Origin of the sequence: Colwellia piezophila ATCC BAA-637 (genome assembly GCF_000378625.1) — a bacterium.
Classification (GTDB): domain Bacteria; phylum Pseudomonadota; class Gammaproteobacteria; order Enterobacterales; family Alteromonadaceae; genus Colwellia; species Colwellia piezophila.
Genome location: NZ_KB905161.1, coordinates 309,424 through 329,645 on the forward strand (window position 1 = coordinate 309,424; position 20,222 = coordinate 329,645).

Below are 20,222 nucleotides of genomic sequence, written 5' to 3' on the forward strand. Positions count from 1 at the left end.
TGAAGGATCCCTGCGTGAAAAAACTTTACCTAGTACTTTTCTTATCTCTTTTAAGTTATATGGTATCGGCCAAGCAAGTTAAATTATTTAAGAATTTTGGTCATGATAACCCCTTATCCTATCAATTTGTTCGTGCCATTGTTCAAGATCAAGATGACTTTATTTGGTTTGGCTCCCATGAGGGCTTACATAGATTTGATGGTTATCAATTTATGAGTTTTCACCATGATGCATTGTTAGATAACTCGCTCAGTTCTGATGTTATTAGCAAAATCCTTATAGACAGTAATCAGCGCTTTTGGATTGCTACATCGGGAGGCGGCTTGAATCTATACCGAGAGTCTAGTCAAGACTTTGAGCACTTCTCTAGTGAAACGATAGGCTTAACACTAACAAACGATGTAATTAATGCGCTTTTTGAAGATAGTGAGGGGAAGTTATGGATTGGCACGGAGCATGGGTTAAATATCCTTACAAAGGAAAATGATCAATGGGTAATCAAGCAAATTGTTCAGCAGTTAGGTAATGAAAACAGCCTGACTCATAATACCATTCATGATGTTTTAGAAACTAAAAACAATGAAATTTGGGTAGCAACAAACGGTGGCGGGATATCTGTTTTTTCTTTGCAGGGCGAGTTTATTCGAGCAATTAAGTTTGGTGATTCAAACTCTAGCAATTACAGTAATAAATTTGTTAATTCATTATTTCAAGATGATAAAAACAATATTTGGATAGGTACCGTTGATAATGGCTTGCTTAAATATAATTTAAAAACGAAGCAATTGAGAAATTTTAAATTTGATGAAAAAGATGCTACCTCCATCGTTAGCAATACCATTAAAACAATATATCAAGACTCAAAAAGGCAACTCTGGATAGCAACAGATAAAGGCTTGCTAATTTATCAAGAAAAGAGCGAAAACTTTCAGCGCTATAACCATTCAGCTAGTGATCCCTATAGTTTAAGTAATGATTTTATTCTATGTTTTTTTGAAGATAAAAATAACATGATGTGGATTGGTACGTTTACGGGTGTGAATCGCTTAGACCCAAATATGGCGACATTTAGCCAGTATAGCGTAATAACGCACCCTGAATTAGCCAATAGTAATATTACTAGCTTTAGTCAACTTGATGATAAATCGATTCTATTTAGTTCTTATAGTGGTGGAATTTATTTGCTTTCTTTAGAAACAAATGATGTACAAAGGTTAGAACTAAATGATTTTTTCTCAAAGCTGAGAGTCATGAAGCTCTATGTAGATAAACAGACTAATAAACTTTGGGTGGGAACCCGTACTTCAGGTTTATACCTAGTGAATTTAAAGACCAAACATATCACTAGTTACAAAAATGATGCTAACAATAGCAGTTCCATCTCAGCCAATAGTATTACTGATATTCTTAAAGATAAACAGGGAAACCTCTGGGTTTCAACCTTTCATCAAGGGTTAAACCGATTAAACAATGATGAGGGTTTCACTCGTTTTATTAAACACAATGGTCAGCCAGAGCTGGGGCCAAGCAGTAACCATGTATTGCAATTGCTTGAAGATAATCAAGGGTTTATTTGGATTGGCACTTATGGTGGAGGGCTTAATCGCTTTAACCCAACAACAGGTAACTTTATTCATTTTAAGCATGATAAAAATGATGCTAGTACAATTTCTAGTGATACAGCTTGGGTAATGCTACAAGATAAAAGTAATAATCTTTGGGTGGGTACTCAAGCTGCAGGATTGAACTTATTAACCTATAAAAATATGCAAAAAGAGCAGTTTTCTTTTCAGCACTTTGATACTAAAGACGGTATGAAAAGTCGTACTGTGTATGGTCTCACTCAAGATAATTTAGGTGATATTTGGTTTAGTTCTAATAAAGGTATTTCAAGACTCGAGCCTAATAATCAGCGGTTTAAACATTTTGATTTAAGCCATGGCTTAGTCGATCTTGAGTATAACCATAATTCTTTTTTATCAGGGCTTGATAACACCATTTATTTTGGTGCCGGTAAAGGCTTTAGCAGCGTGATACCCGATAAAATAAAAAATAATGTGCAAGCACCCAATGTGCGTTTGACTAATATTCTAAAACTAAATGAAGCTATGACATTTGATGTTCCGCTGGCTCAATTAGCTTCACTGACTTTGAAACATAGTGACCAGCTGATTTCATTTGAATATGTAGGCTTAAATTATGCTACCCCTGATTCCACCCGATATAAATATCGATTACTCGGTTTTGATCAAGAGTGGATTGATGCAGGCAAGTTACGAAGGGCGACCTACACCAACCTCCCTCAAGGAAGCTATCAATTACAAATTATCGCCGGCAATAGCGATAATTTATGGAGTGAATCTTATAAGCTTGATATCACAATGAATCCCGCACCTTGGAATACTTGGTGGGCATATATACTTTATGCAGCATTAATTGCGCTATTACTACTGGCTTATTCGCGTTTTTTAAACCGTAAATTGCTTATTGAGCAGCAACAAAAAGAATATTTAAAGCAGCAAGTTAAAGAGAAAACAGCAGAGTTTCATTTAAAGAATGTAGAACTTGAGCAAGCTAATCTACAGTTAGAAGATGCCGCAACGGTGGATAAAGTAACGGGCGTGAAGAGCCGTCGTTATTTAGATATTTATATCGAACAAGCCAGCCAATTGATGTCTCAAATCCATGAGAATATTCTACCCGTACAACGCAGCCTATTACCACGCTTATACCTGTTGATGATAAAGCTAGATAATATAGAGAAAATAACGAATAGCCAATTAGTTAACCTTACTGATCTACTTCTGTATAGTCGTAATAATGATGACTTAGTTATTCGCTGGGCTGATGATACCTTTATGATTATTGGTTATGAGAAGGATAACAACACCCGTGATCTAGTAACTCGCTTAACTAGTCGCTTTGAGCAAGTATTAGGTCATAACATCAAAGCAGACATGGCGTATGCCTTTTACCCTTTTAACTTTGAACAACCTATGGCTCTGTCATGGGATCAAGTTAGTGTACTGACTGAGCACGCACTTAAAGTTGCCCGTAACAACCAATTAAGTTGGTTAGGTTTTCATGCGCCTAAGGTGCAACCCTTCAACTACTTAGATGTCATTCAACAACAAGATATTGCTGAGCTAAGTAAGTTAGTTAAATTAAAGCAGGGTTAGTTAGATTATATCTTACCTTTCAAATACTTAAATGCAGTCCACACTGACCATTTTAAATCACTGGGTAAAGCGAACGAAAATCATAAACAAGAACTGAGTACTTTTTCTAATGTTTAATTAGAAAAATGTGGCTGGCGTTAAATAGCAATACTCCATTGATAAATAAAGTAAAACACAGGGTTTTGATAGGGGTTTCAAAATAATAACCTATTGATGATGTGTGAGTAAAAAGGTATTGTTACCTCTACACGTTTTAAGGATCATATTGTAATGGAAGAAAAAATCACTTTGGTAGTTGATTACCTGAACAAAGTTAAGACTCGCTGCACATACAATGCTGCTGCGAAAGCGTTGGGTGTTACACCGCAAGCACTGAAGAAGCTGTTGGGTAAGCGCACGCCAGAAAACTCTTGGTTTGTTAATACGGGAACTGGCAATCCAGTTGGATACACTGACGAAGAAAAACATCCGGAGCTTCATCGTAGAAAGCTTATTATTAAATCAGCTGAAGTTTTGACACGAAACCTAGACTTATAGAAAGTTAACAAGTTGCTCAAGCGAGACAATTAAAGCGGGGCCTCGCCCTAAAACTGCCGTTTTGCAAAGCGAGATGTTACCAATTAGATGCACCCCTAAATTAATTCAAGAGTATTCAAATGGCGAAAAGCAATTACAACTATGAGAAGCGGCAGAGGGAACTCGCGAAGAAGAAAAAGAAAGAGGAAAAACGCCTGAAAAAAGTGGAAAAGGCTAGTGAAGAAGTCCCATCCGAAGATCCTCTATTAGCTGAAGATCAAAATACATCCATATAATTATGTCGTCTATTGTGCTCCCATAAAGGGGCAACTATGCCGGTATCCAAGTAGTGAACGGATGTTGATAGTGTTGCGTTTTCAATCTAAATAATAGCGAGCGTAAGTTACTGGAATCGTGTATCAACTCATTTTTCAGTGAGGGGATACCACCCATTAATAAATTTAGTAAATTTAGTAAATAAAATTAGGAGTGCTATATTGCAAACTGTAGTCAAGAAATGGTTCCGAGATAAAGAGTCTGGATTTCTGGATAACGGCGCCGGCCCAGATATAATGGTACGTAAAGCTGATCTTGTTAATTGTGCTTTTTTAAAAGTAGGTGCCACTGTTGAGTTTGAATGCCACTCAGAAAAGCGAGGATTAACAGCCAAAAAGGTTAAGCTTTCGAATAGGAAGCACTCGCAACAAGGGATTCGAGACAATAAACCCTACCGCCCAGGTGTCATGACTTAAGTAATTAACATGGAGTAGGAGTCATTAAGCGGCTTCTGTCCCCACAGAACAAGACGCGACAATCAAAACTGCTAGCCAAGGCCTAGGCTGACAATTTTTATTGCAGCTGAGCGTAACGTTGGTGATGTGATTCTACCTTGCCAATAACCACCGTCTATTCTATAGCATCACCCAAGCAATTTATTCTATCGGATTCACTAATAGACTTTGGTAACAGGAACGCAGGATTAACCTTTATAGCCGCTTTTTTCCTTTTTACATCGTTAACTTTGCTTGCTATAGGCTCGCTATTGACGCGAAAACCTGCCCGGCACTAAGAAAAAAATAAGCTAGAATATTAATTCCTTTTAATATATCTCATTGCCATTTGTTAGCTAATTTATTACCCCTAGTTCTGATTAGCTACTAACGTTAATCGTCCGTTGTATTGATGCCTGACTAACACTGACCTCTATTTCAATCTCTCTTGATGTTAAGCCCTCACTATGTAATTTCATTATCTGTAAATGAATAACCTCGGTAATAACATTAGGAAGGCCAAAAGCAACCGCATAACCATTTTTACGGGCTTTCTTTTTAGCGATGGAAGGCCTATTAATGGGTACTATCGGTTCTCTTTTTTTATGAGCCACTGGAGCTGTAGGTGTAATTTCGTCGGCTATGGCTGCGGTTTTCTTATGTTCAATCAATAGCGGAATCGCTTTACTCAGTGCTTTTTCTACAGCACGAGTAATGATGCCTTCAAGTTCATCAGGTGTTAAATTAATGGTATTGTTTTTTTTCGATGGTTTCGCTGCGACACCTTGTGACTTTTTAGCTATTATTTTCTGCGACACCTTAGATAACGAACCGAAAACACGTATTAACTCAGTAGTATCAATTTTTGGTTTACCTAACGTATCAGCTACCATTATCAGCTTTCCGCTAGCGATGTATCGCTGAATTGTTCTTCGTGATTTCTTTACTAGTAATGCGCTATCAGTGATATTGTGAATAGCCATAGAACACCTTTTTCATTGTTATTTCACTGCGACATATTAGAAGCTTTGACGAGAGGATAGTCAATACTGAACAAAAGAAAATTAGCACTATTTTTTGGATACGGTACTCCGAATTAATCACACGCATATTGGTTTAAAATACTATTTATTACTGCTAGATATACCGTCCGGAAGGTAGCAGTGATAATTACACAGCTGCCGCTCCTCGCTAAAATCGATCATCAATTATTGAGTTAAAAGTACATAAGAATTCACAAACACCTGTTTTTGTGTTTTATTGAGTTCTTATATCTTTACCGAACTGAAGAAATGAATGACACAGGGTCAGAATACTTCCATACCCTCATGGCGAGTCATACTATTACTCATACTTGCTGGCGAAATTATTTTTGGATTACCTTTTCATACCTTACGATTTTTTAGAGCCTCTTTTTTAGAAATATTTGCTTTAAGTAATGCACAATTAGGCGATATTTTTGCCGTTTATGGCGTCATGGCTATGTTAGCTTATTTCCCTGGGGGCACATTAGCGGACCGGGTGTCTCCTAGGAAACTCATGTCTTTATCATTGTTTGCCACAGCAGTCGGTGGCATCTACTACGCAAGTATTCCAAGTTATTTTGGCATGCAGTTGTTATTTGGCTATTGGGGGATTACAACCATTTTATTATTCTGGGCCGCCATGATAAAAGCTACTCGTGAATGGGGTGGAGAGGATAATCAAGGACGTGCGTTTGGTATACTCGACGGTGGTCGAGGCTTAGTGGCGGCTATAACATCATCGGTTGCCGTCATTATTTTCAGTTTTTCATTACCTGAAAATTCAGCCGATATAACGGTAGCAGAACGGCAAGCGGGCGTTCAATCAGTCATCTATTTTTATACTGCCATCACCTTTGCCCTATCTATTCTGGCGTGGTATTTCATCCCGACAGCTCAAGAAAAACAATTAACCTCATCTAGGCAATCACTTAAAGGTTTTGTCAGCGTTGCTAAACTAAAGACAACTTGGTGCCAAGCATTTATCATCATTTGTGCATATTGCGGTTACAAAGGAATAGACAATTATTCCTTATATGCCGTCACTGTGATGCAAATGACAGAGTTAGAAGCTTCACAAATAACCTCTTTAGCGGCATATATACGACCCATTGCTGCTATCTCGGCTGGATTTATCGCTGACCGTTTTATCACCAGCAGAACTATTATTTTCGCTTTCAGTATCACCTTAATATGTTATGGACTGATGTCCATTGTTGATCCTGCAAACGTCTTCGGTTCAAAATCGGTTGGATATCTCATTATTATTGTTAACCTAATTGTTTCCATGTTTGCGGTTTTTGCAATAAGAGGCGTTTATTTTTCTCTTATTGCAGAGTCTAAAACATCCAAAAAATTTACTGGTACAGCGGTAGGTGTTATTTCAGTGTTAGGTTTTACACCAGACATTTTTTTCGCATCAATATCGGGGCGTATATTAGATGCAAATGTTGGATTAATAGGATTTCAAAATTACTTTCTATTTCTGAGCTTTTTTTCAATTGTGGGTATTATAGCAACTAGCATGTTTGTGAAGTTCCAAAAGGTGTAATGGCACAACAAAAATAACCGCTACTTTAGCGTTGATTTATATAGCAACCAACAAGGTTGATGTTTTAAAGTTTGGTCTTAATGAAAGGTCTATATTGGTATCAAAGTGATCGTTAGAAGGTTGTAAATTATACCAATCGGACTAATTAATCGATCACTTAGCGAGAATTAAAAGGCTTATAGGCAAGGCATTGATTACAGAGAATGGTTGTTCCCTTGTCAAAATCAATAACGCCGCATATATACCTTTTAAACTCGCCCTTCGGGAGCTCAGTAGCAAACTGATAACTTCACAAAATGAATGAAATATAGAATAACTATGTTTAACTCATTTTGTTTGTTCTAAGCTCGCTACTGAAGCTCTAAGTTGGTCGATTTATTAATCCGTTTGGTATAAGACCGCTTTGTGATTGTTTCTGAGCGAATCAATCCCTTGTTGAATCTTGTTGCGCCATTTTCTGTTGGTATTGTTTTGGCGTGCATTGATAACTTTCTTTAAAGCAACGGCCAAAGTAGGTTTGTGATGAGAAGCCGACATCTAACGCAATACGGCCAATTTGTGCACCACTTAGCAGTAGGACTTGTGCTTTTTTCAATCGAAATTCTTTGATGAAGTTATTAGGCGTAATGCCTAATATCACTTTAATTTTTCGCTGTAATTGCCGCTCACTCATGGCGAGCTCCTTGGCCAGTAATGAGATATCTAATTCGGGCTCGGTGTAATGTTTGGCTATCAACACTTCAAGTTTGTGTAAAAACATATCTTCAATACTGTCCTGTTCAACGGGCTCTTGTGTGAGCTTAGCGACATTTTCCTGGCTGGCAGTTTTTCGTTCTGCTTTTTGCTCAGCTTTTTGTTGATCGTTAAACTTTTGTAAATAACGCTTTTGTAATTGCTGCCTATTCGCAATTAAATTTTGAATTCTCGTCAATAGCTCATGTTGATTAAACGGTTTACTCAAATACTCATCAGCATTCAGTTTAAGGCCTTGTAACCTACTTTCAAGATCAGATCTTGCGGTAAGCAATATCACCGGAATATGGGCAGTCATTTCGCCTTGCTTTAACTGGGTTAATACTTCAAAGCCATCAATACCCGTTAACATCAAATCGCAAACTATAAGATCGGGGATATATTCTTGTGCTAATTGCAAACCAAGCTCACCACTACCGGCAAGAATACAGTGATGTTGTTGCTCGATCACTTGTTTTATATGGCTTTGCATATCAAGGTTGTCTTCAATCACTAAAACGACTTGCTGTGAATGATTGCTATGAATACTCGCTACTGAGCGCTGCTCAATGAGCAATGAAGACACCTCATCCTCTGAGATACTCATCGATATTTCAGCTTCAACCTCATTTGCTGGTGCTAGCGGGATTGACAGGCTAAATTTGCTGCCATGACCCTGCTCACTCACTAAACTTATACGCCAACCATGCGCTTTAACAAGTTCATTGACTAACGATAAACCAATACCGACACCAAACGTTGCTTGGTTTTTCACGTCATCCGCTCGCTGAAAGCGCTCAAAAATTTTATCTTGAGAATCTTTACTAATGCCTATGCCTGAGTCGATAACATCTAAAATAATGGTCTCTTGTTCAACATAAGCATTCACTTGCACAGAGCCGCCTTTAGGCGTGTATTTAATCGCGTTAGCAAGTAAATTAAAGATGATTTTTTCAAAGGCTTGACCATCACAATCGAGCCACAAATCTTCAGGGATATTACTACTAAAGCTTAAATGACTTTGTGAAGCTAAACGAGAAAATGAATCCACAGGCATCATCATCAGGGTTTGTAATCGATAAGTGTTCTGCGACAGTTGTGGATTATCACTTAAACGTGAAAGCTCTAACAGTTGCTCAACCATACGCACTAAGCGTAAACCATTACGTTTGGCCGTTGTTAACTCCTCACTTTCTCGCTCATCTGATGTTTTATCTATATACCTATCGATAATGCCGTTAATAATGGTTAGTGGTGTTCTAAATTCATGTGAAATATTGGCGATAAATTTATCTTTTAATTCTAACGCTTGTTTTTCGGCATGTTTTCTTGCCGATAAATTAATAAACGTGATGACAATGAGTGGTTGTTTGGCCCGCTCAGCCCACTGTAACTCTGCTTGTGCAGGAAATTCACTACCATCTGAACGCAGCGATAGACACTCTACAGAAATGCCCTCTCCTTTACGCTGCAATGAATATACATTACTTTGGAAGTCAAAAAAGAAGTGCATTTCGTCTTTTTTTGAAAATAAGCGGCCAACTAATGTGCCTGTTAACTCTTGTTCAAGACTTTGAAACATCTGCACGGCTGCGGGGTTAGCCGAGAGTATCTCACCGGTGATGGTAGTGGTTAATATGGCATTATTTGAAGCTCTGACTATCGCTTTATCTTCACTATTGATCAGGGCATCAGTTAAGTCATGATTTAGACTCGTGAGTTGTTGATGCTGCCCTTGCTCTTCGAGTAAATTTTGCTTGAGCCTTTTAGTTTGACGACGACGGGTGCTGGCGATGTTTGTTAATAAGAGTGCCCCAACAAATAGCCAAAAAAGCAGCACAATCGATTGAAAATTGGTATTCACACTATAAAACAGCTTTTGCTCATAGCCGTATAAATGCATTGCTGTTGGAACAAGCATAAGCAGTAAAACGTATAATTCAGGGTGGTTTTCTTTTGCTATTGCTTTAGGTGGCTTGCTTGTTTTTAAGGTAATGTTGGCGGCAACAATAAGTAAAAAATAAGGCAGTAATAAAATCAGCTGAGCAGAATAGCTATTGGCGTGAATTAACGCTGAATCAAGCTGAAGAAAAGCCCTGGTATGACCTATTAATAAAAAGCCGGCACTGCCCGAAAGTAATGCAAAGGTAAAACGCCAAAAATTGTCGTTAACTGTCACTAAACACTGTATTAATCTGGCAATAATAAGGCTATTTATGACCAGATGAAATAATAAAGATGGCTTAGCTGCTTGGTATGCTTGTCCTGAAAATTCAGCGGGTAAAAGAATAAAATAGCAAAAACAAATCAGGGTGAAAAATATAGCCGGCACTCGGCCACTGATATATTTATTAAGGGGCATATTACTTAAATGCGGGTTGCTCTCGATAGCCAATAAAATGAAGAAATAAATAAACAGCGAAGCAAAGTCTTGATATAACTGTTGGCTAATACTGACGGGTGAGCCATTTAAGAATTTACTGGCAATGACTACAAGTGTCGCTAACAGTAGGTATTGCCAAAATAGTTTAAATGAGCGAGTTGAGTGTTTTTTAAAACAAAAAAACACCAATATAGTGCTGATAATTTGCACAGTAGACAAGGCGATATTTGACAAACTTTCAGGTGGAATTGATAGATTACTAGCAATAAAAAGATAAGGAAAAAAGGTTACCAAGCCTGCTAGGGCTAATATTAATTGTCTAATAGGTCTGCGCAATGGTTATTCCTACTGAGTATTTATTCTCTACTTACTTCTTATCCTAATTTAAACTTTAAGCTATCCTATCCTTATAAATAACCGCTTAACACACCCTATAGTAACATTTCATTTACATCAAGCAGAGAAGCTTATCTAAACACGATTAAAGCTTCTTACTTTTGGCTTTTACGTAGCCTTTAGCATACAGAGACAAATTAGCTTTTAAAGATAAAATAAAAAAAGCTTACGGATTCAACTGTAAGCCTTTTAATAATCTAACGATTATCAATGGTATAAAGATCTCAGTATATTAATGCCCTCTTCATACCACCTATGACTAACGACTCTAACTCGCTAATATTTTAAGTGGCAGTGATAAAGCACCGTTACCCGTTTGGCCAACAAACCAAATAATGGCACTTAAACCGCCAAGGGTAAGGATATACCACAGAGCTGAAACAATTTGCGCATAGCGATTAAGTGGCAATAGCTCACTTAAATGTCGGCGTTTGTACTCAAAGACTATTTCAATACTGCCAATAGCCAGTAAAAATCCTAACAATGCTAAACCGAAGTGATAACTGATATAAACCCCTAACACAGCACCTAACACACAAGCTACTAAGCCAATTTTAGAATTGATTGAAAAAGCGATACTTTTAATGATGTGGCCGCCATCTAAAGGCAATACCGGTAACAAGTTAAATAAATTGAGCAGCGCATTAAACACGGCTAAACCGGCCAATATTTCAATATCAGTAAGCCAGTAGCCAATTAAACAAACGATGGATAATATCAAACCAAAGAAAGGCCCCATAATGGAGATAACAATATCTTGCCAGCGGGTATTAATTTTGTCGTCACTCAGCGCTAAGCCGCCAACAAATGGGATCAGGTATATACCTTTGGTCTTTAAACCAAAGTATTTCATCGCCTTGATATGGCCGTATTCATGAAAAACTAAACAAAGAATAAGTGCGATGGCAAATTCAATAGAAAATAACCAACTGTAAGCCGCCAAACTACCGGCAGCAAATAACACTTTAATAACCTTGGCACTTTTTAATAACTTTAAACCAAGACCTGCCATGCCAATGAAGCTAAACTTCATTTTTTGCTTTTGATGTTCGCCTATTTTCCTTTGCTCAATATCCTTTTCATTGAGGCTATTTTCGTCAAGCAGCTCACCATTGATTAATAGTTTAAATTGCAGTTCAAAAGGCTGCCATTGCAAAGAGCCATTAAGTTCAACCTTTAACTCGCCCTGCTCACTTTCTTCACCACCATCTGTTTTTAAGGAGAATTGATGGCTAAATGACTCGCTGTCGGCATTAGCATTAATTTGGGAAACACATTGCCCACCCCAAAAAAGCTGTTGCCATCCGGCCATTGAACCTTCTAACTTCAGCGTTTTACCTAAACACTCAATTTCTAATAACTGCACTTAAATAACTCAACAAAAAAAACCTTGCCCGATTATCGCTATATTTAGCGATGCGGCAAGGTTTTTCGAAGGAAATTATTAATTAGACCTTATTGGTCGTAGTTATGCTAGGTCATCAGGACCTACACGTACCACTAACTTACCAAAGTTTTCACCTTTCAATAAGCCGATAAAAGCACCTACCGAGTTTTCAAGCCCATCAATCATGTGCTCTTTGTACTTGATCTCGCCAGCCATTAACCACTTCACCATTTGCTCACTAAATTCGTTATAACGATGACCATAATCGTCAAAGACAATGAAGCCTTGCATCTTAATGCGCTTAACTAATAATGTGCCCATTAATGAAGACAGTCTGTCAGGACCGCTAGGTAATTCAGTAGCATTGTACTGAGAAATCAGACCGCATAACGGTACACGCGCACAGCTATTAAGTAACGGCATAACCGCGTCAAATACTTTACCGCCAACATTTTCAAAATAAACATCAATGCCTGATGAACAAACCTTCGCTAGTTGCTCGGCTAAATCTTCACTTTTATGATCAAGACAATGATCAAACCCTAAGGTTTCAACCGCGTATTTACATTTAGTCTCGCCACCTGCAATGCCAATCACTTTACAGCCTTTTAATTTGGCTATTTGACCCACTAAGCTACCGACTGCACCCGTTGCCGCAGCAACCACTACCGTTTCACCCGCTTTAGGCTGGCCAATATCAAGCAAGCCCATGTACGCTGTTAACCCAGGCATACCCAAGATACCTAAAGCATGTGATGGCTTAGGCATATTATTATCAAGTTTAAGTAATTCACTGCCATTGATAACGCTATAATCTTGCCAACCACCAAAGGCAACTACCCAATCACCTATCTTATAATTTTCATGATTTGACTCTTCAACGCGACAAACGCTGCCACCAACCATGACTTCATTTAAAGCAACAGGGTCAGCATACGACTTCGCGTCATTCATGCGCCCGCGCATATAAGGGTCGAGTGAAAGAAATACCGTACGAAGTAATACCTCACCAGCTTTAGGTACTGGCTTCTCACTTTGTACCAGGTTAAAGTTTTCCGCTGTTGGCGCACCAAAGGGACGTGAAGCCAAAACCATTTGGCGATTGATGTCAGTTGTTTGAGTCATGTTCTTTCCTAATAAATAGAAAACAAAAAATATAAAGGGACATTAGTGGTCTATGAGTAACGTCAATAAGCCACTAACATTTGTATTTCTCTTACAGTGCTTTCGTTAAAATCTCACGGCTTATTGCTAGGGTAATATCACTTTTTTCACCCAATGCCGTCATGCCATGTTGCTCTAATCGATTAATCAATAAATCAATATCATTACTACCAAGATTCACATCAGACAAACGTGTTGGTACTTGCATTGCTTCGAAAAACTCTTCAGTTAAACGAATAGCTTTATCAATACGTGCATTATCATCACCTTCGGTTATCTGCCAAACGCGTGTCGCATATTGTAGTAATTTCTCACGCTTTTGCTCTTTACGTACTTTCATTACTGCAGGTAATACAATAGATAAAGTTCGTGCGTGATCAATACCAAAAGCACCCGTAAGTTCATGGCCTATCATATGCGTAGACCAATCTTGCGGTACGCCAGCGCCGATAAGACCGTTTAATGCCATGGTTGCCGACCACATAATATTAGCTCTAACTTCTAAGTTTTCTTTAGTGGCTGGGGCTAACGCTTTAGGCCCTTCTTCAATCAAAGTTTGTAATAAACCTTCACTGAAACGGTCTTGCACTTTACCATTTACGCTGTAAGTTAAATATTGCTCAATGGTATGAATAAAGGCATCAACCACACCATTGCTGATTTGGCGATCTGATAGTGACAAAGTCACACTAGGATCTAACACTGCAAATAATGGACGAACCAAAGGGCTAGAAAAAGGTAATTTATTACCATCGCGTGTCACCACTGAATTACCATTACTTTCAGAGCCTGTCGCTGGTAACGTTAATACCGCGCCAATAGGTAATGCTTTTGTTACTGCTTGTTGTTTAGCGAGAATATCCCAAGCATCGTCGCCTTCGTAAAGTGCGGCTGCGGCAATAAATTTAGCGCCATCAACAACAGATCCACCACCAACGGCAAGTAAGTAATCAATGTTTTCTGCTTTGATAATCTCTTGAGCTTTCATCAAGGTGTCATAGGTCGGGTTTGGTTCGATACCTGAAAACTCAAAAAAAGTATGCTCACTAAGGGCATCAATCACTTGTTTATAAACGCCATTACCTTTAATTGAACCGCCGCCATAAACCAATAATACTTTTGCGTCTAAAGGGATTTCTTTTGAAATGACTTTAATTTGTCCCTCACCAAAGTTAATCTTTGTAGGGTTTTGAAAGTTAAAATTTAACATCTTGAGTCCTGTATTTATCTGAAGCAGTTTAGCTAAGGATATTAGCTAAACTGCCTATTCAAATAAGTTATCTAAGTTGATTATCTAGACTGAGAGTCTAAACTGAGTGCCTAGACTGAGTGCCTAGACTGAGAGTCTAAACTGAGCGCCTAAGCTGAAAGATGAGCTAGTAACTTTTCAGCAGCTAAAGCTGAACTTGCAGGGTTTTGACCGGTAATAATAAGACCGTCTTGAACTGCAAAGGCATGCCAATCTTCTGCTTTTTGATAGTCGCCGCCACGTTTAATAAGTTCGTCTTCCAGTAAGAAAGGTACCACTTCTGTTAATTGCACTGCTTCTTCTTCGCTGTTAGTAAAACCAGTTACCGCTTTGCCTTTAATGGCAAAATCACCTGAAACTTCTTTTACATTTAATAAAGCGGCGCTGGCATGACAAACTGTCGCCACGGCTTTGCCTGCTTTAAGAAAACTTTCGATCAAGGTGATTGAGTCTTTATTATCGGTAAGATCCCATAATGGACCATGACCACCAGGATAAAATACGCCATCAAAATCACTTTCGTTAAGTGTAGATAAAACAACCGTGCTGGCAATCTTAGCTTGTGCTACATCATCGCCATCATAACGTTCAGTCGCCGACGTTTGAAAGTCTGCTAAAGTACTGGTTGGATCAATAGGTGCTTGCCCGCCTTTTGGGGTTGCCAAGGTGACTTCAACACCGGCATCGATAAAAGCGTAATAAGGGGACGCGAATTCTTCCACCCAAAAACCGGTTTTTTTGCCGGTATTGCCAAGCTCGTCGTGTGAAGTAAGTACCATTAATATTTTTTTAGTCATGTTCATTCATCCCGTTATCTATGTAAGTGTTTAGAAGTAACTATTTAGAAGTCAGTGTAAGTTCATTTCAATAAAGCCAGTATAGGCCTACAAGACCACATGAACAATGCAGATATAACTGACAACATTGTATCAATAATTGATACAATGTTGTTTACGATAAATTACCGATCAAGTAGTAATACGCTTTTAGTCAGTTAGGATAGTCTATGAATGTTTCATTTGAACAACTCAAAAGCATGGTTGTGTTTGCGCAAGTCATTGAACAAGGTAGCTTAAGCGCCGCAGCCAAACACCTAGGGCTATCTCGTGCGGTAGTCAGTTATCATTTAAAAAAGCTTGAAGCGCATCTCGAAGTAAAGTTACTTAACCGCTCTACCCGTTCGATTAAGCTCACTGAAGCTGGCCAAGCCTACTATGAACGTTGTCGGGTTATTGCAGAGCAAGCCCGTGCCGCTAATCAGCAAATTGAAAATTTCAAAAATGAGCCGGTCGGATTACTTAAAATAACCTGCCCGGTAAATGTTGGTTTGCAAACCGTGGTGCCCGCACTCAATGAGTTTAAAAAGATTTACCCTAAGATAGCGCTTGATGTCATGCTCACTGATGAAGTGGTTAATATCATGAAAGAAGGCATCGATTTAGCTATTCGTGGTGCGCCATTGCCCGATTCTGGCTTGCAAGCCAGTAAGCTTGCCACCCTAAAAACTTGTCTGTGTGCTGCGCCTGATTACCTGCGGCAATACGGACAGCCAAAGAGCCCCGCCGATTTAAGTAATCATCAATGGGTGATTTATAAATTAACCTCTGGGGTGGTCACCCTCACTAAAGGCAGTCGTTCGTTCAGCATTAGCACCAAGGGAACCATCAGTACCAATAATGCCGCAGCGCGTACTGCATTTGTTGAAGCAGGCCATGGCTTAGGGCGAATTCCTCTTTATGATGCCTTGCCCAAAATAAAGGCAGGCAGCTTAGTCACTGTGCTTAATGACTATCAGCTGAGCGATATCAATGTTTATGGGGTTTTTCCGCCAGGCACTGCCAACTCAAAAAAACTGAGATTATTGCTTAATTTTTTAAAAGAGTATTTTACTAGCCAAATAACTAACAAGGTAGCTTAGTTAATTAAGACCAGACGAGAAACAATCATTTGATCTTCAGTGGATAAAGTCGCACAATCCTCGGCTGAATTTAACTCGCCTTAAGGCAAGTAAATTCAACTAACCAGTGTCCCGCTAAACTAACCTGGACTCGGCTTAAGAGATGGTTAATCAATTGAAAAATATTAATTAAATTACCCCACAGCGCTAGCTTGATAGTTTTGCTTAATTCAAGGAAGATTTACGCGTCAATAGCTTGCCTATTGCAAGTGAATTTAACGTAGAAGTAAGTAAAATCAGCGGCTAGAGCAACATTTATTAAGCCTAGTGCAGGTTAAATTATAAGAGTAGCAACCATGAGTGAAAAAATACAGCTTAGTAAAGAAGAGCTTAGAGAAAGCAAACCATCGAGACATGAATATTTAGATAAGCCAAAGATCCCTTTAATCGTAGTATTAGATAATGTCACCAATAGCTACAACATTGGCGCTTTTATTCGTTTGGCTGATGCTTTTGCTATCGAAAGAGTTATTGTTTGTGGTGCGCTAACCATTTCAGATAAGAAGATGAAAAAAGCTTCGCGCAATGAAGCTAAATGGGTTTGTGTTGAATACAGCGATTGCACTACCACAAGTTTACAAACTTTATTAGCTGATGGTCATACACTATACAGTGTTGAATTATGCCGGGAATCTGTTGATTACAGCGAAGTCACTTACCCGCCTAAGTCGGTTTTAGTCTTAGGTAATGAGCGCAAAGGTGTCAGTGAAGCAGCACTGAAATTAACGCATCAACACATACATATCCCTATGTTTGGTATGGGCAACTCACTCAATGTTTCTACCGCCGGCGCCATTGTTTTAGCCGAATGTGCAAACCAAATAAGAAAAAATTCGCACGTGTAACCCCCCGGAGCAGGGCTATTAATTATCTGTACCGCTAATTAATAGCCTTCTACAAAGTTTATGAAAAGCTAGCGAGTAACTTAGCGACATTGCCTTTTGTGGTTTTGGTCAGCTTTTGTACTAAAGAAAAGGGTACCTCATCAATAGCCGCTTTTTCTTGGATATCTTCTAACATCGCTAACCATAGTTTTGCTGTCATTTCAGAATCGTATAATGCCCTATGAAAACTACCGTTTGAAGCGATACCTTTATAGTTAATCAAGGTACCTAACTTATGATTAGGCGCACTTTGGTTTAGTCGGCGCGAGAGTAATAGCGAACAGGCGAATTGACCATCATATGCTCTCGATATTCGTTTTAACTCACTGTCTAAAAAGCGTTTATCAAACGAGGCATTATGAGCAACCAGGTTATGCCCTTGAATAAAATCAGCAAAACGTGCCATTACCTCATGACAGGGTGCAGCTTTACTTAACATTTCATTAGTGATGCCAGTGTAATCGGCAATAAAATGACTCACAGGTCGCCCTGGGTACATTAGCTCTTGAAAATGCTCAGTGACCACACCATTTTCAAGTTTTACCGCCCCTATTTCAATAGCTCTATCGCCATTATCAGGTGACAGACCGGTTGTTTCAAAATCGAGAATGATTAGCGAATTTGCGTTCATATAAATTAGTTACTACTTAGCATGGTTATTAACACGTTGAATACTTGATAAAGTGACGAGCAACTGCTTTTTCATAGCGTCAAGATATCATAAATGAGCTTATAGCAAATAGATTAAAGTTTACTAACATCTATTTCTGCTTGCAGCTTTTCTAATTCAGTCAGTATGTGGATAAACTTATCGCCGAACGTTGTTACCCTATACTCGACTCTAGGTGGAATTTCATTAAAAGTTTCCCGTTCAATAATACCAAATTCTATATTGCGCTTTAAACAAGCATTCAGCACTTTGGTGGTTAAACCTTCAACACTTTTTACCATTTCTCCCGGTCGAACAATATCATTTTTCAGTAAATTATAAACGGTGAGTGACCATTTACAGCCAACAATAGTTTCAACCATACGCGCTGTTTTTTCAGGTGCTGATTTTCTAGAAAATTTAATTGTTTTATTATTCATAAAGATGTACCTAAAAGTGCTTAGCAAACCTTATTGTGCCTACTTGGCATAATATGTAGTAGAGGATATTATACCAAGTAGATAAATTAATAGGTAATAGAGGTCAAATCGTGCTGAATATGAACTTTACTGAAAAGGTTGTTATTAATACCCACGAGCAACCCTGGGTAGCTAGTCCTCATTCGGGTGTCTGGCGTAAACCTTTAGCCAGAGAAGATGCCGAACGAGGCCATGCCACCAGCTTAGTTAAGTTTGAAGCCGGCGCTAGCTTTAATGAACATGATCATCCGCTAGGTGAGGAAATCTTTGTTTTATCGGGCAGCTTTTCTGATCACACCGGTGATTATCATGCTGGAAGTTACTTTAGAAACCCTGAAGGCTTTCGACACGCGCCCTTCAGTAAAGACGGCTGTATATTATTAGTAAAGCTGCACCAATTTCAATCAGGTGATAATGAACATTTAATCATTGATACCACTAAAACAAGCTGGTCATCGGGTATGGGCAATTTGATGGTTATGCCCTTGCACAACTACCAAGGTGAGTCCACTGCGCTAGTTAAGTGGCCCAAAGGTGAGCGATTTCAGCCGCACCGACATTTCGGCGGCGAAGAAATATTTGTCATTAGTGGCGAGTTCATTGATGAGTTTGGCCGTTACCCACAAGGCTCATGGATACGTAGTCCCCATTTGAGCGAGCATTTTCCTTATGTAGAGCAAGATACAATTATAATGGTTAAAGTGGGTCACCTGTAAGCTTAGTGACTCAACTAAGTTCAGCTAAGAGTTCAGCTAGGACGAACATTGCTCTTTGTTATAATTACGATGAGCTAGAGTTATTGGCGAATAATATTATCGCCCCATATAAGGTAATGACAGCACCACCTCAACACCTTGACTCTCCTGATGACAAACTTGCTCAGTGTTTTGATGATACCTTGAATAATTAGCCAATTTAATCGAACCATTATGATTAAATAAAATTTGTCGGCACAGTGCTAAACCTATGCCACTGCCTTGAGGTTTTGTTGTATAAAAAGGTACAAAGACATTATCAAGGTTAGCAATACCTGAGCCAAAACCCCTGATAAAGATATGTTGCCAATTACCCTCTTCTTTACTGCTAACCTCTATGACTTTTTCATCAACATCACTCATCGCTTCAAGCGAATTTTTAAATAGGTTAATCAGTACTTGTTCAAGTTGGCTTTTATCCGCCTCGATAAATAGCTCAGTATCAAAAGCACATTGTATTTTACACTGGGGATAAAGTGCTGCTAGGTTATCAATCATTAAGGCTAATTTAATTTTTATTAGTTGAATTTTACTTATATTATCAACGTCTCCCAAGATAAGTTTATTCCCCATACTTTTCCATGCCTCTTTCACTTCCAGAGATGTTACCTATAATATCTACAGCATGAATCAAGCTAAACCTTCAGTAAAAAAACCAGCTAAATCACTGGTTTTCGTGAGCATTAATATTGATATTGAGTGCTGTTTTTAATAGCCTCACTCGCATCTATTTGTTTTTCTAAAAATGATACTTGTTGGAGTGATCTAAAACAATTGTGATAATTGGTAAAAAACAATGATAAATACAGAAATTCAGACATAAAAAAAGCCCGCTTCAAGCCGGCTTTATCGTTAAATAATTTTAATAGAGTACTTACTTCTTGGTACTGCTTTGTGGTTATAGAATGCTATCAGCTATAACTTACAAAAATTACTTGCTGATCTCCTTTCTTTAATACTTATTTCACCAATAGATCCTGCAACAACAACATGTAAATACGTCAATATTGCAGCATTGAAGACTCCGACATGACGATTTTTCGCACACCAACTCCATCATGGTTAATTTAGCCACGACGATGGTTAATTTAACCATTTAGTTGTATGACATATAATGTCATTTAAATACGCTCAATCACACCAATAAA

Annotated in this window: 17 protein-coding genes; 8 read left to right on the top strand and 9 right to left on the bottom strand. The window is 38.5% G+C overall.

Annotation, left to right across the window (positions count from 1 at the left end; all coding sequences use genetic code 11):
* Positions 1-14: 14 nt before the first annotated feature.
* The 4 genes from F580_RS0104640 to F580_RS0104655 all read left to right on the top strand — a co-directional run bounded on the left by F580_RS0104640 (position 15) and on the right by F580_RS0104655 (position 4,447).
* Positions 15-3,179 carry a ligand-binding sensor domain-containing protein gene (locus tag F580_RS0104640; protein WP_019026526.1) on the top strand — a complete coding sequence of 1,055 codons (3,165 nt, stop codon included), beginning with the start codon at positions 15-17 and terminating at the stop codon, positions 3,177-3,179.
* A gap of 270 nt (positions 3,180-3,449) precedes the next feature.
* Positions 3,450-3,716 carry a hypothetical protein gene (locus F580_RS0104645; protein ID WP_019026527.1) on the top strand — a complete coding sequence of 89 codons (267 nt, stop codon included), beginning with the start codon at positions 3,450-3,452 and terminating at the stop codon, positions 3,714-3,716.
* A gap of 119 nt (positions 3,717-3,835) precedes the next feature.
* Entirely contained in the window at positions 3,836-3,991 is a 156-nt protein-coding gene (locus F580_RS26565) for a hypothetical protein (protein ID WP_019026528.1), read from the top strand.
* A gap of 201 nt (positions 3,992-4,192) precedes the next feature.
* Positions 4,193-4,447, top strand: a complete 255-nt coding sequence (locus F580_RS0104655; protein WP_019026529.1) for a hypothetical protein — start codon at positions 4,193-4,195, stop codon at positions 4,445-4,447.
* Between the two features lie 398 nt (positions 4,448-4,845).
* On the opposite strand, the gene F580_RS0104660 is transcribed toward F580_RS0104655, so the two are convergent.
* Positions 4,846-5,448: a hypothetical protein gene (locus F580_RS0104660; RefSeq protein WP_019026530.1), complete on the bottom strand. Its 603-nt coding sequence runs from the start codon at positions 5,446-5,448 to the stop codon at positions 4,846-4,848.
* A 313-nt stretch (positions 5,449-5,761) separates the two neighbouring features.
* Here F580_RS0104660 and F580_RS0104665 point away from each other — a divergent pair, with 313 nt between their 5' ends.
* Positions 5,762-7,039: an MFS transporter gene (locus tag F580_RS0104665; RefSeq protein ID WP_019026531.1), complete on the top strand. Its 1,278-nt coding sequence runs from the start codon at positions 5,762-5,764 to the stop codon at positions 7,037-7,039.
* Positions 7,040-7,463: 424 nt separating this feature from the next.
* Here F580_RS0104665 and F580_RS0104670 read toward each other — a convergent pair whose 3' ends face one another.
* The 5 genes from F580_RS0104670 to F580_RS0104690 form a co-directional block, all read right to left on the bottom strand.
* Entirely contained in the window at positions 7,464-10,490 is a 3,027-nt protein-coding gene (locus F580_RS0104670; protein WP_019026532.1) for an ATP-binding protein, read from the bottom strand.
* Positions 10,491-10,818: 328 nt separating this feature from the next.
* Positions 10,819-11,916: a site-2 protease family protein gene (locus F580_RS0104675; protein WP_019026533.1), complete on the bottom strand. Its 1,098-nt coding sequence runs from the start codon at positions 11,914-11,916 to the stop codon at positions 10,819-10,821.
* A 102-nt stretch (positions 11,917-12,018) separates the two neighbouring features.
* Complete coding sequence (locus tag F580_RS0104680) at positions 12,019-13,062, bottom strand: NADP-dependent oxidoreductase (protein WP_019026534.1); 1,044 nt, start codon at positions 13,060-13,062, stop codon at positions 12,019-12,021.
* 91 nt (positions 13,063-13,153) lie between these two features.
* Positions 13,154-14,311: an iron-containing alcohol dehydrogenase gene (locus tag F580_RS0104685; RefSeq protein ID WP_019026535.1), complete on the bottom strand. Its 1,158-nt coding sequence runs from the start codon at positions 14,309-14,311 to the stop codon at positions 13,154-13,156.
* A 149-nt stretch (positions 14,312-14,460) separates the two neighbouring features.
* Positions 14,461-15,147: a type 1 glutamine amidotransferase domain-containing protein gene (locus F580_RS0104690; RefSeq protein ID WP_026301247.1), complete on the bottom strand. Its 687-nt coding sequence runs from the start codon at positions 15,145-15,147 to the stop codon at positions 14,461-14,463.
* 209 nt (positions 15,148-15,356) lie between these two features.
* Here F580_RS0104690 and F580_RS0104695 point away from each other — a divergent pair, with 209 nt between their 5' ends.
* The gene (locus F580_RS0104695; RefSeq protein WP_019026537.1) at positions 15,357-16,268 is read left to right on the top strand and encodes a LysR family transcriptional regulator; all 912 of its coding nucleotides are present in this window, start codon (positions 15,357-15,359) and stop codon (positions 16,266-16,268) included.
* A 335-nt stretch (positions 16,269-16,603) separates the two neighbouring features.
* On the top strand, positions 16,604-17,152 hold the full coding sequence (locus F580_RS0104700; protein WP_019026538.1) for a TrmH family RNA methyltransferase: 549 nt from the start codon (positions 16,604-16,606) through the stop codon (positions 17,150-17,152).
* A 58-nt stretch (positions 17,153-17,210) separates the two neighbouring features.
* On the opposite strand, the gene F580_RS0104705 is transcribed toward F580_RS0104700, so the two are convergent.
* Together F580_RS0104705 and F580_RS0104710 are read right to left on the bottom strand one after the other, a co-directional pair.
* Positions 17,211-17,822, bottom strand: coding sequence for a 3'-5' exonuclease (locus F580_RS0104705; protein ID WP_019026539.1), 612 nt, complete (start codon positions 17,820-17,822; stop codon positions 17,211-17,213).
* Positions 17,823-17,935: 113 nt separating this feature from the next.
* Positions 17,936-18,280, bottom strand: coding sequence for a winged helix-turn-helix transcriptional regulator (locus F580_RS0104710; protein WP_019026540.1), 345 nt, complete (start codon positions 18,278-18,280; stop codon positions 17,936-17,938).
* Between the two features lie 110 nt (positions 18,281-18,390).
* Here F580_RS0104710 and F580_RS0104715 point away from each other — a divergent pair, with 110 nt between their 5' ends.
* Positions 18,391-19,035 carry a cupin domain-containing protein gene (locus tag F580_RS0104715; RefSeq protein WP_026301248.1) on the top strand — a complete coding sequence of 215 codons (645 nt, stop codon included), beginning with the start codon at positions 18,391-18,393 and terminating at the stop codon, positions 19,033-19,035.
* Positions 19,036-19,131: 96 nt separating this feature from the next.
* Here F580_RS0104715 and F580_RS0104720 read toward each other — a convergent pair whose 3' ends face one another.
* The gene (locus F580_RS0104720) at positions 19,132-19,647 is read right to left on the bottom strand and encodes an ATP-binding protein (RefSeq protein WP_019026542.1); all 516 of its coding nucleotides are present in this window, start codon (positions 19,645-19,647) and stop codon (positions 19,132-19,134) included.
* Positions 19,648-20,222 lie beyond the last annotated feature (575 nt).

Coding starts and splice junctions, on each gene's coding strand:
- F580_RS0104645 (WP_019026527.1), top strand. CDS start 3,450: ATGGAAGAAAAAATCACTTTGGTAGTTGATTACCTGAACAAAGTTAAG.
- F580_RS26565 (WP_019026528.1), top strand. CDS start 3,836: ATGGCGAAAAGCAATTACAACTATGAGAAGCGGCAGAGGGAACTCGCG.
- F580_RS0104660 (WP_019026530.1), bottom strand. CDS start 5,448: ATGGCTATTCACAATATCACTGATAGCGCATTACTAGTAAAGAAATCA.
- F580_RS0104665 (WP_019026531.1), top strand. CDS start 5,762: ATGACACAGGGTCAGAATACTTCCATACCCTCATGGCGAGTCATACTA.
- F580_RS0104680 (WP_019026534.1), bottom strand. CDS start 13,062: ATGACTCAAACAACTGACATCAATCGCCAAATGGTTTTGGCTTCACGT.
- F580_RS0104685 (WP_019026535.1), bottom strand. CDS start 14,311: ATGTTAAATTTTAACTTTCAAAACCCTACAAAGATTAACTTTGGTGAG.
- F580_RS0104690 (WP_026301247.1), bottom strand. CDS start 15,147: ATGACTAAAAAAATATTAATGGTACTTACTTCACACGACGAGCTTGGC.
- F580_RS0104695 (WP_019026537.1), top strand. CDS start 15,357: ATGAATGTTTCATTTGAACAACTCAAAAGCATGGTTGTGTTTGCGCAA.
- F580_RS0104700 (WP_019026538.1), top strand. CDS start 16,604: ATGAGTGAAAAAATACAGCTTAGTAAAGAAGAGCTTAGAGAAAGCAAA.
- F580_RS0104705 (WP_019026539.1), bottom strand. CDS start 17,822: ATGAACGCAAATTCGCTAATCATTCTCGATTTTGAAACAACCGGTCTG.
- F580_RS0104710 (WP_019026540.1), bottom strand. CDS start 18,280: ATGAATAATAAAACAATTAAATTTTCTAGAAAATCAGCACCTGAAAAA.
- F580_RS0104720 (WP_019026542.1), bottom strand. CDS start 19,647: ATGGGGAATAAACTTATCTTGGGAGACGTTGATAATATAAGTAAAATT.